This window comes from Nostoc sp. CmiVER01 (genome assembly GCF_034531135.2).
GTDB lineage: Bacteria > Cyanobacteriota > Cyanobacteriia > Cyanobacteriales > Nostocaceae > Nostoc.
On the sequence record NZ_JAVRBU020000008.1, the window covers coordinates 263174 to 276123 of the forward strand.

The following is a 12950-nucleotide window of genomic DNA, read 5'->3' on the forward strand; positions in this document are numbered from 1 at the left end:
TATAATTAAGCCCAAGAGTTCAGGGTACTTGTCAAGTATTAAATTAACTTGCTAGTACTGCTAAAGCATTTTGTATGTCTAAATCTGCAATCACCGTCACCGTCAAATTGTTTGCTGCTTATCAAGAAGCCTTTAGGGTTTCGGAACTAGTGCTGGAATTTCCCAATAGTATGCCAGTCAAAACAGTATGCGATCGCCTCATAGCTGAACACCCCGAACTCTCCCAATGGCGTGAGATCACCCGCTTTGGAATTAATCTAATATTTGTTGAACCAGATACCCTACTACAAGATGGGGATGAAGTTGTGCTGATTCCACCAGTAAGTGGCGGCTAGCAAAGAAGTTAGGTTAGGAGTTAAAAATTAAAAACTTTTAACTGATAACTAATGACTATCGCGTTGCAGTTTGATTTATTTTTACATTAGCATATATATTAATCTCTACTTTGCTTTACTGCAAACTCTTGTTTTAGAAGGAAGAGTGAAAAACTATCGTCTAAGCAATAGCACTTATAATGCAAAATCCAATGCTAGCAATTGCAAATCTTTTTGAATATATATTTAAAGCTACGACTCCCAACAGCACAGAAGAATACCAAGAGCAATACCAAGGAGCAGCAAACATAAATAATATTAAAGTAACCCATCCTATACTTATACTAAGATTAGTTTCCGAATAATTTTTTTTCCAATATGGTTTTATCAAAATAATCAAGTAAGAAACTACAAATATAGAAAATATTATAGGTTTAATTATTGAGTATAAAGTATGTTGGAAACTTAGAGAAAGGTTTAGAATTTTCAAACTTAGTAAACTCTTTACCAAAGCATATAATGAATAGCCTACTTTTTCTCCAACCCCAGGATTTAAAAGGCTTTTCCAAGCATCAAATGTAGGTAAAGCTATAACAGAAGTGGCAAAAAGTATACCTAAAGAGATACAAACAGCACTAAAGATAATTTTCCACCGTTGTTGTTTAATCAAATAAACAAAGATTAGAGGCAACCAAATAATTGGTAATGTTTTAATTAAAAAACCAATCCAAGCTGTGACAATTGCAGTTATATAATTATGATTTTTTAGGCATATTATTAAAGTAATTAAAACTGTAGAAATTAATACATCAATATGTGCATTTGTAACCTGCTCATACAGCAAAAATGGGTTAACTAAATATGCAATTGTTATATTAACTTTATGAGGAGATGTTTTTAAATGCTGCCATATTAAAGAACTATTTAATATATGGAATGAAAGACATATTAATTTAAATACATAAATTCCCAAAGTTGGGGTGATTGCAACGAAAATAGCGGAAAACATAAAAAATAGTTGAGATATAGGCCCATAAGTTGAAGTCTGTTTCCAAACCAGGAATGGAGATAACTTTGAGGTAAATGTGCTTGCAGCATTAATAAAAGGATTAATTCCATTTAAATCCATCAAGCCATAATGTACGTATAGATTAATGTCAGTAGTTATTGGATAACTTATAAAGGCAATTAACAAAAAAAATGAACTATTTTTTAATATTTTTCTAAAACTTATATCTCTTTTTTTGTTGATTATTAACCATAGAAAATATATAATAAGTAAACAACGGTATTCTATATCTACTCTTATTTTGTCAATGGTTTTAGAAAAATCAGGTAAATATTGACCTGATGAATTAGCTAAAGCCTCAAGGTTAAAAGAATAAGCCCTAATTGCTAATTCAACACACAATATTAATGAGAATACTATCGCAAGACCTAACAATATTTGGTTTTTTTTCTGATTGCTATAATTATCAAGATTTAGCATAATCATCCAAAAATTATTCAATAAAGTTTTTACTTGTCTTACCAAAATAGAGGTTTATTTGTCATTTAACTCTATACAATTAAATGCGTCTAAACCCGTCTATTTTATTTGAAATCTAGATTTTTCAGTCCTGGTTGAGTTTTGAGCTTTTTCCTAATTCCGATAAACTACGGTTTTCAAGGCAGATGCGGTTTAAATCAATATTACTATAAAGTTATATAGTAAAGCTGAACATCTTCAATTACTTTAGCAGGGATTGATATTGGCATTAAGCTAAGATGCTTGCATAAAATGGAAATTAAGTTTGAAAATCCTTCTCAGTTCTGCATTTCAACTATTTTGAGTATGAGGTAAATTATAATTGCAAATACTTGGCATATATTTTGCTCTTTCCCCACATAATCGTTATGCTAATTGAAATATCTGGTATGTAAAAGTTTAAACCTGTTATCAAGCATCAACTAACAGTCAAGAAACCAAAAAGTTTTTCTCCAATGAGCAGCAATTGTTTTCAATCAATATACTATATATCTCTATTTTTGGCGAAAGTATTGCTTTATGAATCACTTTTAAAATAATGGGGAGTGGTATAATTCAATTAATTGAAAAATGCAGTCAATATTTTTTGCAGATTTTACCGTTGGCAAGACAATTTTCTTGTTGTCCTCACTCGTTTGTAATCAAACTGCTTAGAAGTCGGACATGCAAATTTTACTCAATAGCTTTAAGACTTAGCAGCTAGCTTTACTAAGTGATCTAACTCTTGCTGCATCTGACTAACAACTAATTCATAACATTCATTGACATAGTAGCGATCGCTGGCTGCTTCGGGGCCATAACGTTGAAATACAATTGGCGGACAAACCTGCGTGTACATGGACACAGGCAATGGAATATTGGGTAACGGGCCAATTGCTAATCCCCAAGGCAGTCCAAGATAGACTGGAAAAACTTCCGGATCAATCCCCAACAGCCAAGGCATCCCCCATTCGTGCAGTTGCCGCACAATTTTATAGCAGTCAGCCAATATAATCAGCGTATCGTGAGCGCCCCAGGAAATCACAGGGACAATCGGCACATTTTCCCGCAACGCTAACTTGATAAATCCTTGTCGTCCCACAAAGTAGATTTTGTTACGTAAATAATGCGGTCGGAAGATATCTTCGGCTCCACCTGGATAAACTAGCAGACTCGCTCCAGAGCGCAAGGCAGCATAAGCCATTTTCGGATGAGCCATAATTGCTCCAGCCTTAGCAACCAGTTGCGCTAGTGGTGGGCTAACCTGCCAAACCTTCGGATGCATCAAACCATAAATAGGTTGCTCCACACCAAATTGCCGGAACCAGTCGTACATCATCATTGTCATATCGGGAGCCGCGAGTCCTCCATTATGCGAACCGACAAATAAGACTTTTTCTTGGGGTGGAATATTATCCCAGCCACTAGTTTGAACTCGGAAATAGTAGTGATAGAAAAAGCCCAACAGAGGCATTAGAGATTCTATGAACTTTGGATCTCGCTCATCCAAAGACCAACCGGGTTTTTTGTTTATGAGACTTTGCTTTTTTGACATCGATGCATTTTAACAGGATTGGTAAAGGTCAAACAATTCTTTGTTAGGTATGACCAGGTTTGCTCCATGCACAAAATTTGATTCGTCTAAAGACTTTAAATCAGTTTCTTCTCTAACAGCAGCTAATTCCAACTTAATTAGTTTTGCTTGATCTTTGATTTTCTGTAATAAGTATGAGTTTTTAAGGTTTAACAAACTTCGGTATTGCCCAGCAAGCCAGGAATCTCCTTAAAAGAGCGTTCATATTTTAAGTTACCTTGGTAAATGCATTTTCTCTATTTATTTTTACATAGTTTAGGTTTTTTCTGCTTAGTTAACACCAAAAAGCTCATAACAACGGTATGTAATGATTTAATTTGCATAATTACATTTTGGAGTATGAACGTATTTCTTCTATGCAAGTTGTGGGTTATTGGATCTGTTTTTAGTCACTAGATAGAAAATTTGTCTCTCCTTGAGTAACAAGAAAAAACTGTGTGCGTTCCTCAGTTAACAACAAACTTATTGCCATTACCAATTCAGAGCAGCTTCCAGCAAGCGTACCTACTGCATAAGAGGGCATAGCATTACCAATAAGGGAAACCAAGGTTCCTACAAATAACCACGGCCATTTCAGCCTAAACCAAATACCGATGCCAATTAGTACGACAAATAGATTAACTACAATCGTGATAATTGGTGGGCCGCTCAAGTTGGCAACATGATAGCGTAGGATTCCTGCGAACTCTATTGGAACTAGTTGAAGCCCTGTATAGCGAGTGATAATATCTATTGCTGTAAGTCCCAATGCGATTACCCAAGATAAAATCCGCACTACTGTATTAGCCCAATTAGCTCCGGCGCGGTGAGCGAGTTCAACACCAATCACAATAAATAGCGGTACAACTAAATAATGTAATAGAAAGCGCAGCATAGAGAGAGTTTTTAAAAGCTCTCCTTCACCAATCAGACTTCCTATTGAAAGAATAATATTGTCATAGCTAATGCTAACTAGTACTATAGGCAACACAATCATTGCTAGGCTAGTTGATTGCTGCCACATACGAATTGCCCAGCCGATTAATACCCATTCGATCAAGATAAGACTGAAATGTGTTACGGGATAAATTATTGACATAAGTAATATATTTACATAGCGTCAACATAATTCATAATTAGTAATTTATAATTTAAAGATTGTATGGTCTACTGAGTGAAGTATCCACGCCCTTTAAGACCACACTCACTCAAAATTAAGTAAAGGCTACTGTACAGTTTCTAAAATTTATTTATGAATTATAAATTTTTTGGTCATCTATTCCAAGCACAAATATTGAGAGCTGAAGCTGATTCAGCTAATTTGTGCTTGGAATAAAAGCTAGATCGACTTATTCACTGAATTTGTGGCTTTAATTTATGCTTGAAAGTAGTGTCTAAAAATCATCCGATAAAACAACTGTGAGTTTGGTGTCAGGTTCTGGTGCAAAACCACTTCCTTCAGCTACATAAGTAATCACTCCTCCTGCTTCTAAAACAGCAGGCCCACCACAAGCTTTAATTAAATCAACACCGTCCTTCACCTTAATATCTTGACAACCAAATTCAAGTCCATTTGGGCTAGAAATCTTAATCTTGTTAATTGTTCCAGTTTCACCAGTTGGCAAAAAAAGTTTAGCAGAGCGAATAACTGTTGTAGCTGGCAAAGGAATTGGTGTTGTTGTGTCGATACTGAACTTTCCTCCAGTAATTTGAGCTTTTTCCGTAATAATTAAAGTAGCAAGCGTGCTTGGCGCGGCGATTGCTGATGTAGAAAAACAGAATATAAGAAATGATAGGGCAAATGCAAAAATCTTTGCTGGATTGATGAACATCTTCAATGAATTCATGATGATTCTCCTTTTTAAATTTTACAAATTCTCTTGGTCTAGGCTCAATAGTCTTATCTGGTGATTTTTAGCTATTTATGCAAACTTTAAAAAAATCATAGGTTTTATTCCCTAATAACCAAAACGTCTTTTACTCTGTCGTCTAGCAAGATAATGCGCTGACATTATTCTAGGGGCGTTTCAAAGTGATACCAAAGCTCATCAGTAATCAAAAGGAAGTAACAAAATTTGATTACTAGCGCCAAAGATTGATTTATAAAAGTTTTAGTTATGTACAACTTGCTTCTGAATTGACTAGCCAAACAGAGAGCAGAGCGATCGCTACACTAACTAGAATAAAGCAATAAATGTAGCCGAAGCTATCCACAATCCTACTGAATGTGTGCCGATTCCCTGGCTGAGAAACAAGCTGAAGGCGAACAGCGAAACAGCAGTACCTCGTGCTTCCGGGGAAAGCTCAGTGGCTTGGGTTTGGAGAGTGCTGTGCATCATATAAAAGCCCAATTCCATTAAAATACTTAAGGGGATAAATAGCAATAGACTAACTGAAAGGACAAAGGAAACCCAGATACAGTAAGCGGTTTCCAATCCAAAATCTAAAATCTAAAATTCAAAATGGTATAAAAGAGTTACTGTTCAATAAATCTTCTTTGTCTTTCTTCGATAAAAAAGCGTGCGAGTCTCATGCAAATAGAGCAGCCTCTTAGAATTAATGCCGCCCAACCAGACAAACTAAAACAATTCCTTCCACAACCTTTAATTATCTCTAGCCCAGTCGCAGGTTGGAATGGTTTTTATTTTGCCTATCATCGCCAGTCAAACTATCAACTCCCTGAAACATTGCCTTTCCAGAACATTATTACTATTTATACTAGAGAGTTTCAGGCTAAATTAAAAATTAACGGACACTGGCAAAGTAAATCTTATGCAACAACTGATGTCGGTATTTTTCCTGCTCATCAAATTTCTCCAGCAGTACAATTTGAACAGGAGTTAGGTTTTATCCACATCGGTCTTGAACCAGCAATGATTACTCGTGTTGCCTATGAGTCAGTAAATGCTGATGCAGTTGAAATTGTACAACAACTGCAAACCCACGATCCACTGATTCAACAAATTGGACTGACACTCAAGCAGGAAATAGAAAATAGTGGATTTAATAGTTCCTTGTATATAGAGTCAGCAGTAAATCTGCTGGCAGTGCATTTATTAAAACGTTACTCGACGCAAAAATTCATTATTCGAGAATATACAGGTGGATTACCAAAACATAAATTAAAAGAAGCCATTGCTTATATCAACGATAACTTAGACCAAAATTTGTCTTTAGCAGAAATTGCTGCGATCGCACAGATCAGCCCGCATTATTTTGCTAGCTTATTTAAGCAATCAATGGGAATAGCACCTCACCAATATATTACTAAATGTCGAGTCGAAAGAGCAAAATATTTACTTGCAAAGCGAGAATTCTCAGTTATACAAGTCTCTCAAATAGTAGGATTTCAAAGTCAAAGTCATTTTACCAAGGTTTTTCGCAAATATATCGGCATCACTCCTCAAGCATTTAAGAAGCTACACTGAATTTTTTGGAAGATAACGCTAGTTTTCGGAAGATAACGTGAGACGGCATGATCTTGTAAAAGCTAGACTCAATAGTTATCACCACACTTTGAGTCCTATAGTTTAAAAAAATGACACAACTAAAACCAGCCGAGGAAATGCCCGGTAGCTTTGGGCTACCTATTTTAGGTGAAACTCTGCGATTATTTGCTACTCAAGGATGGGGGCTGACGAAGAACTACCAACGCTACGGGCCCATTTTTAAAACTAGCATTTTAGGAAAGAAATATGCAGTTTTGGTAGGGACGGAAGCAAATCGACTAATTCTGCAAGAACAAGCTGATCGTGTATCTTCCTACTTAGGATGGAAAGTAGCTATGGAGCATATTTTCGGGCGGCCAATGATGCTTCAAGATGGAGAAGAACATCGCCGCACTCGTCGCTTAATGGCTCCAGCGTTTCATGGAAAAGCCATTACTAACTATTTTGACATTATGCAAACTGAAGTTAACAACTGCTTAGAAAACTGGATAGAAGACAGCCCAATTTTTATCAAGAATGAATTTAATCAGTTAGCATTGCGAATTGGGATTCGGCTATTATTAGGTGTTCAAGTACAAAGCGAAGTTGAGCAAATCGAACAGTTGTATAACACTTTGACGCAGGGAGCATTAGCATTATTGCGGCTAGATATAACGTTTACAAAATATGGTCGTTCCCAAAATGCTCGTCGTCAGCTTAAAGCTTTCTTACAAAAAATTATCAGCGAACGCAAACTTCAAGGCAACTTACAGGAGTCTTGTGAAGTATTAGGATTGTTTTTAGCAGCAGTAGATGAAGAGGGGAATGCTTTAGCCGACTCACAGATTATAGACGAACTGATACACTTATTGAATGCGGCACATTTCACTACTGCTACATCCTTAACGTGGGCAATGGTTGAACTGGCAGCGCGTCCGCAATGGCGCGCGACACTCCGCCAAGAACTGGCAGAAGTTGTAGGAGATGAACCTTTAAACTTGGGACACCTTAAGCAACTTAATCAAATGACTTATTTTTTGAAAGAAATAGAACGACTTTACAATCCCGCAGGTGTAGTACTATTTCGGGGAGTTGTAAAAGAAATTGAATATGCAGGATACCGCATTCCTCCTGGTTGGGTGGTGATTATTACTCAAGGATTAACGCATCGCATGAGCGAGATTTATACTAACCCAGAAAGTTTTGAGCCAGAACGCTTTGCCCCTCCCCGCGAAGAAGATAAAAAAGACTCCTTTGCTTTAATTGGTTTTGGTGGTGGTGAACATATATGCATTGGAATGGAGTTTGCCAAGATGGAAATTAAGATTTTTTTGGCAACGTTGCTGCAACGATATGATTGGAAAGTGACACCAGAATATGAATCTAACAACTATCATCAACTACCTTTTCAAGTAGAAGGAAAATTACAGGCGCAAATCAGCAACCTCGAACTAAAAAACTAAGCTCAACATCAGCTTGTATCCGTTGCTAACCTATTCACTCGGTTTTCTTATTTGTTAAGCACAAATTGCTCTAGATCGTGAAACTGCCCTTTGAAGAAGCCATGCTGTTTCAGTACACCCTGACTCTGAAAACCTAACTTTTTTAGCAGCTTTTTAGAGGCTATGTTGTCCAGCATGACTTGGGCAACAACAAAACGCAAACCCATTTTTTCAAACCCAAATTGCAAGATGGTACGCACTGCCTCTGTCATAATGCCTTGTCTCCAAAAAGTATTGGCAAGCTCATAACCAACCTCAGCAGACTGTTCTTGTGGGTTCCATGTAAACCCACAAGAACCAATCATAACGTTGTCTTGCTTACGGGCAATTCCCCAGCGAATTGCATCTCCTCGCTCAAACCGCTTGGCTCTACGTTCAACAACAGCAATGGCTTCTTCAATAGAAGTGAAAGTATCAAGATCGTGAAACTGAGTCACGCCTGGATCGGAGAATACAGCAAAGATAGCCTCAGCATCCTGCAACGTTGTCTCACGAAGAAGGAGCCTTTCTGTTTCTAATTCAGGAAAGGAAGATAGTGAGAAATCGTTGCCCATAGTTGCGACTAATGATCTGGGTTTAGAGCTAAATTAGCGATCGCCATAGTAACAAGACAATTTCATTAGGCTTAAGGTTGAATAGTCTTCGCCGACTGGTTAAATAACAAATCCCGTGACTTATCTGGATCGAGCGCCTGAGTTTTCAGTGCTTCTGCTTTCTCGTAGGCGCGAATTGTTGCTGGACGGGCTTTAATTGCCTCAAACCAGCGTTTGAGATTAGGAAAATCTTCTAGATTCTGACTTTGGCGTTCATAGGGTACAATCCAGGGATAGGCAGCAATATCGGCGATAGAATAATCACCAGCCACAAATTCTCTATCTGCTAATTGCTTATTCAGCACTCCATATAAGCGTCCCGTCTCATTCACGTAGCGGTTTATGGCATATTCAATCTTTTCAGGAGCATAGGCGCTAAAGTGATGATTTTGTCCCGCCATTGGCCCCAGTCCTCCCATTTGCCAGAACAACCATTCTAAAACTTGAGTGCGATTACGTAAATCTTGAGGGATTAATTTCCCGGTTTTTTCTGCTAAATACAGCAAGATTGCACCAGACTCAAATACCGAAATCGGCGCACCTCCATCTGCGGGTTCTTGGTCAACGATCGCAGGGATGCGATTGTTAGGAGAAATCTTTAAAAATTCGGGTTTAAATTGATCCCCAACCCCAATATTCACAGGAATTATGGTATATTGCAAACCGACTTCTTCTAAAAAAATCGTAATTTTATGACCGTTTGGGGTTGTCCAATAATAAAGATCGATCATGATTATCTTCCCTAAAATTGTGCAATTGTTTTTTAAGCTAATAGTGCGGACAGCTTTTTCGGATTTCTCACAAAATCTGAAAAGAAGAGGGCGAAAGCTGCAAAAATGTATTAGGACTTACGCAAAATCATGATAAAACGAACCGCAAAGGACGCAAAGGACACAAAGGAATAAAAGTTTCAGAGAGTTTTTGCGTAAGTCCTGTGTATATACAGTAAGTATTTTAGCACTTTATACCCAAAAGAATTGTCCTAGAGTTAAGATGGAAAATCGCTTTCAGTATGGAGCTATAGCCCTATACTGGACTATTTTGCTGGGCTATTAATAATTTTGCATTACAAAAAAAAACACGTAATGCTTAAAAAAAATTAACTAGTTCATCTGTAGGGATAATGGCGCTTTTCGAGAAGTTGTGTAGTAAAATTGCAACTCCAAAACCGAGAATTTCAAATAATTTAGAGAGTAGCTTATGAGTGAAAAGACAGTAAAACTGATTGAAGGAAGCTTATTGCCAAAAGGAGATTATGTTTCATCAGGATTTTCCACTATCCAGCCAGATTCATATTTCCCAAAATTATATTTGGGAAATATGAATCTTTTTGGCTGCCAAAAATGTTACTACAAGCGATCGCTATAAACAAACCTATCAAGCAAGACTAGCTTTAACAATTGCAATATTCGTCTCTCTACTGCAAAGAAGCTATCACTGGCAGCTTGCTATGTGGCTAATTTTATTCCTTGGTAGTCCAAAAATGCACGAGTCATTTTTGAAGTGTAGTAAGCAAAAAGCTCTGCCTTTAGTTGTTTCAAAGAGGCAGAGCTTAAGTAAGTGTATTTCTCGGCTAGAGTTGAGAAATGAGATAAATAAATTGTTTAAGTTTTGTTAGTCTAATTTCCGTCTATTTGGTTTTTTCCCACTATTCCAGTTGCTTCTAAAGCTAGCTCACCTGCTGTGTAAATTCCAAGTGCTGTCATGCCTCCAGCCTGAGTTACTGCGCTGCCTGCATTATTCAAAGTTTTTATTGTGGCATGCTCAAGTGTTTTTGTAACTTTCTTCCACCAACTTTTACCTCCTGTTATTTGTTCGCAGCATTCATCTGATAAGTCTTCAAACAATTCTTCTTGGTTTTCAACTATCAGGCTTTTATTTCTAGACATAGTGAATTATTCTTCCAAATAAAGAAATACGAAAATTTACTTTTTATGTTTTGAGCAAGAAAATAATATTTTTTCTTGCTCTAACTATTAATTAGATTAATCAAAAAGAATGTATGTGCACAGACTTGACAATTCAGGCTTGGAAAGATAGCAAGCCCTATAACAATTTTTTTGCTCTTTTTTCAGTATTTATTATGAGCATTTTCTTATCTAACCTTAGTAAGTAAGTATATGAAATTTAATCTGTTATATAGCCTTTATTACTATAATTATCAAGCTTTTTAATATATAAAAGTTTTGATGTGTTGATATGTAAATAATATTTATAAAAGAATCATAAATTATTTATAGCCTTGCAGGATTTGCTTAAAGTTATCAATAAATATTTCTAAGTTTGTTCTACGTATTTTCATCTAAATTGATTTTATGAGCAGGTATCAATTGTATAAGACGCTCAACTGGCGTAGCTGCTGTAGTTTGCAAGCAAGACATTGGTTTTCGTTTTTGCATGTCTGTGGGTGGCGCGATCGCGTGGAGGTAAGAAATCCCTCTGCGAACAATCGCCTTAATTAGTCTTGGCTTAATACTTTGCCTTGTCTGTTACCGAAAACCTTTATCTTTAATGGCAGCGACCATTATACTTTTTCATAGCGGTGATTTGGCGATCGCAGCCCAAACTCTATGGTGAACCTGAAGAATTGGTGTAGGATATGTTGCTTCGAGTAATGTCGCCAATTCCTGGTCAAATACTTCTACCTTTTCTGGTGTCATACTGGCTCCCACACCAGCACTAGCACGAATTCTTCCCCGCCAAGCTTCGTGTGTATAAGACACAAATACATCATAAGAAAATGTGCGGATTTCTCGGAATCCTCCTTCGCCAATGTCTTGTAACCACAAGGGATACATTCCATTACCGCCATCCAAATTCCACGCTGGATTATGAGCCTTGATCAGTTGTTCTGTTGCTTGAACAACATTATCTTTTAAGGGTATCCAATCAAAATGAGCGATCGCGATCGAGCCATTTTTTCTCAATATTCGAGTAATTTCTTGGACAGCACGGGGACGATCAAACCAATGCCAACACTGTCCGGCTGTCACCACATCCGCACTTGCGTTTGGTAACTCAGTATTCTCAGCAGTTGCAACTCGATAATCTACTTTGAGTTCAATAGATTCGCTTAACAGTCTCGCTTGTTCTAAAAGTGAAACTGATGGATCTATGCCAATGACATAAGCACCTCTATCGGCAAAGCCCCGCGCTAATGTTCCTGTTCCTGTACCAAGGTCAACAATATTCTGCCCTGGTAAACCTATACCATATTCAGACAGTTTGTTAAATAATGAACTGGGAAAGCCAGCGCGGTGTTTTGCATAATCAGTAGCAGTTGCACCAAAATCAATATTCATACCTGCAAAACTATTCTTGTAACAATTGTCTTGCCTAAAAGTTCTCTACCCACGGGCGTAGTTCTACTTCATAAGTCCAAGCACTGCGAGGTTGGCGTAAAATGCTGAGATAAGTTTGAGCGATCGCATCTGGGTCAAGAGTACTATCAGGATTATCTGCTGGATCTTGGCGGACTGTGGAGCGGATTGCCCCATCAATCACGAAATGCGCCACATGAATATTCTTTGGTGCTAATTCTCTAGCAATACTCTGAGCCAAACCGCGCAGTGCAAATTTACCCATTGCAAAGGGAGCAGACTGAGCATAACCCTTGACACTCGCTGAGGCTCCAGTAAAAAAGATAGCACCGCCACCAAGCTGCAAAAACCTTTTGGTAGCAGCTTGGGCAACGAGAAAGCCGCCATAAGCAGTTACATCTAGGGTTTTTGCCACCTCACCAGGGTCAAGATCAACAAGAGGCCCCCTCACTCGGTAACTAGGATTGTAAACGACAATATTCGGGGAACTAATTTTATTATCAATATCAATAAATAACTGTTCTACTTCATCTGGGTTTGAGGCATCAGCAGCAAAACTAACTGCGCCAATTTCACTGCTTAATTGAGTGAGTTTTTCAATTTGGCGAGCCGCTAAAGCTACGGTGAATCCTTCTTTGGCAAATAGGCGAGCTAAAGATGCGCTTAGTCCACTACCTGCACCGACAATTAAAGCTGTTGTTGCCATAAATTTA

Annotated in this window: 14 protein-coding genes; 4 read left to right on the plus strand and 10 right to left on the minus strand. The window is 37.6% G+C overall.

Going from position 1 to position 12950, the window contains the following annotated elements; genetic code table 11:
* Window positions 1-74: 74 nt before the first annotated feature.
* On the plus strand, window positions 75-335 hold the full coding sequence (locus tag RMZ43_RS15720; protein WP_322650090.1) for a MoaD/ThiS family protein: 261 nt from the start codon (window positions 75-77) through the stop codon (window positions 333-335).
* A gap of 160 nt (window positions 336-495) precedes the next feature.
* Here the strand turns inward: RMZ43_RS15720 and RMZ43_RS15725 are convergent, their stop codons facing one another.
* From RMZ43_RS15725 to RMZ43_RS15745, 5 genes are all read right to left on the minus strand, one after another.
* The gene (locus RMZ43_RS15725) at window positions 496-1848 is read right to left on the minus strand and encodes a hypothetical protein (protein ID WP_322650091.1); all 1353 of its coding nucleotides are present in this window, start codon (window positions 1846-1848) and stop codon (window positions 496-498) included.
* Window positions 1849-2527: 679 nt separating this feature from the next.
* A complete protein-coding gene (locus RMZ43_RS15730) occupies window positions 2528-3376 on the minus strand; it encodes a lysophospholipid acyltransferase family protein (RefSeq protein ID WP_322650092.1) in 849 nt (282 codons plus the stop codon).
* A gap of 424 nt (window positions 3377-3800) precedes the next feature.
* A complete protein-coding gene (locus RMZ43_RS15735) occupies window positions 3801-4418 on the minus strand; it encodes a hypothetical protein (protein WP_322653478.1) in 618 nt (205 codons plus the stop codon).
* 370 nt (window positions 4419-4788) lie between these two features.
* Window positions 4789-5241: a hypothetical protein gene (locus RMZ43_RS15740; RefSeq protein WP_322650094.1), complete on the minus strand. Its 453-nt coding sequence runs from the start codon at window positions 5239-5241 to the stop codon at window positions 4789-4791.
* 330 nt (window positions 5242-5571) lie between these two features.
* Complete coding sequence (locus RMZ43_RS15745) at window positions 5572-5733, minus strand: hypothetical protein (protein WP_322653479.1); 162 nt, start codon at window positions 5731-5733, stop codon at window positions 5572-5574.
* Between the two features lie 192 nt (window positions 5734-5925).
* Here RMZ43_RS15745 and RMZ43_RS15750 point away from each other — a divergent pair, with 192 nt between their 5' ends.
* Both RMZ43_RS15750 and RMZ43_RS15755 read left to right on the plus strand, forming a co-directional pair.
* Window positions 5926-6822 carry an AraC family transcriptional regulator gene (locus RMZ43_RS15750; protein ID WP_322653480.1) on the plus strand — a complete coding sequence of 299 codons (897 nt, stop codon included), beginning with the start codon at window positions 5926-5928 and terminating at the stop codon, window positions 6820-6822.
* A gap of 110 nt (window positions 6823-6932) precedes the next feature.
* Complete coding sequence (locus tag RMZ43_RS15755) at window positions 6933-8285, plus strand: cytochrome P450 (RefSeq protein WP_322653481.1); 1353 nt, start codon at window positions 6933-6935, stop codon at window positions 8283-8285.
* Between the two features lie 47 nt (window positions 8286-8332).
* Here the strand turns inward: RMZ43_RS15755 and RMZ43_RS15760 are convergent, their stop codons facing one another.
* Both RMZ43_RS15760 and RMZ43_RS15765 read right to left on the minus strand, forming a co-directional pair.
* Window positions 8333-8878 carry a GNAT family N-acetyltransferase gene (locus tag RMZ43_RS15760; RefSeq protein ID WP_322650098.1) on the minus strand — a complete coding sequence of 182 codons (546 nt, stop codon included), beginning with the start codon at window positions 8876-8878 and terminating at the stop codon, window positions 8333-8335.
* A 71-nt stretch (window positions 8879-8949) separates the two neighbouring features.
* Window positions 8950-9648 carry a glutathione binding-like protein gene (locus RMZ43_RS15765; protein ID WP_322650099.1) on the minus strand — a complete coding sequence of 233 codons (699 nt, stop codon included), beginning with the start codon at window positions 9646-9648 and terminating at the stop codon, window positions 8950-8952.
* A gap of 469 nt (window positions 9649-10117) precedes the next feature.
* Here RMZ43_RS15765 and RMZ43_RS15770 point away from each other — a divergent pair, with 469 nt between their 5' ends.
* A complete protein-coding gene (locus RMZ43_RS15770; protein ID WP_322653482.1) occupies window positions 10118-10285 on the plus strand; it encodes a hypothetical protein in 168 nt (55 codons plus the stop codon).
* A gap of 251 nt (window positions 10286-10536) precedes the next feature.
* Here the strand turns inward: RMZ43_RS15770 and RMZ43_RS15775 are convergent, their stop codons facing one another.
* The 3 genes from RMZ43_RS15775 to RMZ43_RS15785 form a co-directional block, all read right to left on the minus strand.
* Window positions 10537-10806 (minus strand): hypothetical protein, encoded by a 270-nt coding sequence (locus RMZ43_RS15775; RefSeq protein WP_322650101.1) that lies wholly within the window; start codon window positions 10804-10806, stop codon window positions 10537-10539.
* Window positions 10807-11451: 645 nt separating this feature from the next.
* Entirely contained in the window at window positions 11452-12219 is a 768-nt protein-coding gene (locus RMZ43_RS15780) for a class I SAM-dependent methyltransferase (RefSeq protein WP_322653483.1), read from the minus strand.
* A gap of 34 nt (window positions 12220-12253) precedes the next feature.
* Window positions 12254-12943, minus strand: coding sequence for an SDR family NAD(P)-dependent oxidoreductase (locus RMZ43_RS15785; RefSeq protein WP_322653484.1), 690 nt, complete (start codon window positions 12941-12943; stop codon window positions 12254-12256).
* Window positions 12944-12950: the final 7 nt, after the last annotated feature.

What these genes read in the sequence shown, in the direction of transcription:
- RMZ43_RS15720 (WP_322650090.1), top strand. Translation starts at nt 75, where the DNA reads ATGTCTAAATCTGCAATCACCGTCACCGTCAAATTGTTTGCTGCTTAT.
- RMZ43_RS15730 (WP_322650092.1), bottom strand. Translation starts at nt 3,376, where the DNA reads ATGTCAAAAAAGCAAAGTCTCATAAACAAAAAACCCGGTTGGTCTTTG.
- RMZ43_RS15735 (WP_322653478.1), bottom strand. Translation starts at nt 4,418, where the DNA reads ATGTGGCAGCAATCAACTAGCCTAGCAATGATTGTGTTGCCTATAGTA.
- RMZ43_RS15740 (WP_322650094.1), bottom strand. Translation starts at nt 5,241, where the DNA reads ATGAATTCATTGAAGATGTTCATCAATCCAGCAAAGATTTTTGCATTT.
- RMZ43_RS15745 (WP_322653479.1), bottom strand. Translation starts at nt 5,733, where the DNA reads ATGATGCACAGCACTCTCCAAACCCAAGCCACTGAGCTTTCCCCGGAA.
- RMZ43_RS15750 (WP_322653480.1), top strand. Translation starts at nt 5,926, where the DNA reads ATGCAAATAGAGCAGCCTCTTAGAATTAATGCCGCCCAACCAGACAAA.
- RMZ43_RS15755 (WP_322653481.1), top strand. Translation starts at nt 6,933, where the DNA reads ATGACACAACTAAAACCAGCCGAGGAAATGCCCGGTAGCTTTGGGCTA.
- RMZ43_RS15760 (WP_322650098.1), bottom strand. Translation starts at nt 8,878, where the DNA reads ATGGGCAACGATTTCTCACTATCTTCCTTTCCTGAATTAGAAACAGAA.
- RMZ43_RS15765 (WP_322650099.1), bottom strand. Translation starts at nt 9,648, where the DNA reads ATGATCGATCTTTATTATTGGACAACCCCAAACGGTCATAAAATTACG.
- RMZ43_RS15770 (WP_322653482.1), top strand. Translation starts at nt 10,118, where the DNA reads ATGAGTGAAAAGACAGTAAAACTGATTGAAGGAAGCTTATTGCCAAAA.
- RMZ43_RS15775 (WP_322650101.1), bottom strand. Translation starts at nt 10,806, where the DNA reads ATGTCTAGAAATAAAAGCCTGATAGTTGAAAACCAAGAAGAATTGTTT.
- RMZ43_RS15780 (WP_322653483.1), bottom strand. Translation starts at nt 12,219, where the DNA reads ATGAATATTGATTTTGGTGCAACTGCTACTGATTATGCAAAACACCGC.
- RMZ43_RS15785 (WP_322653484.1), bottom strand. Translation starts at nt 12,943, where the DNA reads ATGGCAACAACAGCTTTAATTGTCGGTGCAGGTAGTGGACTAAGCGCA.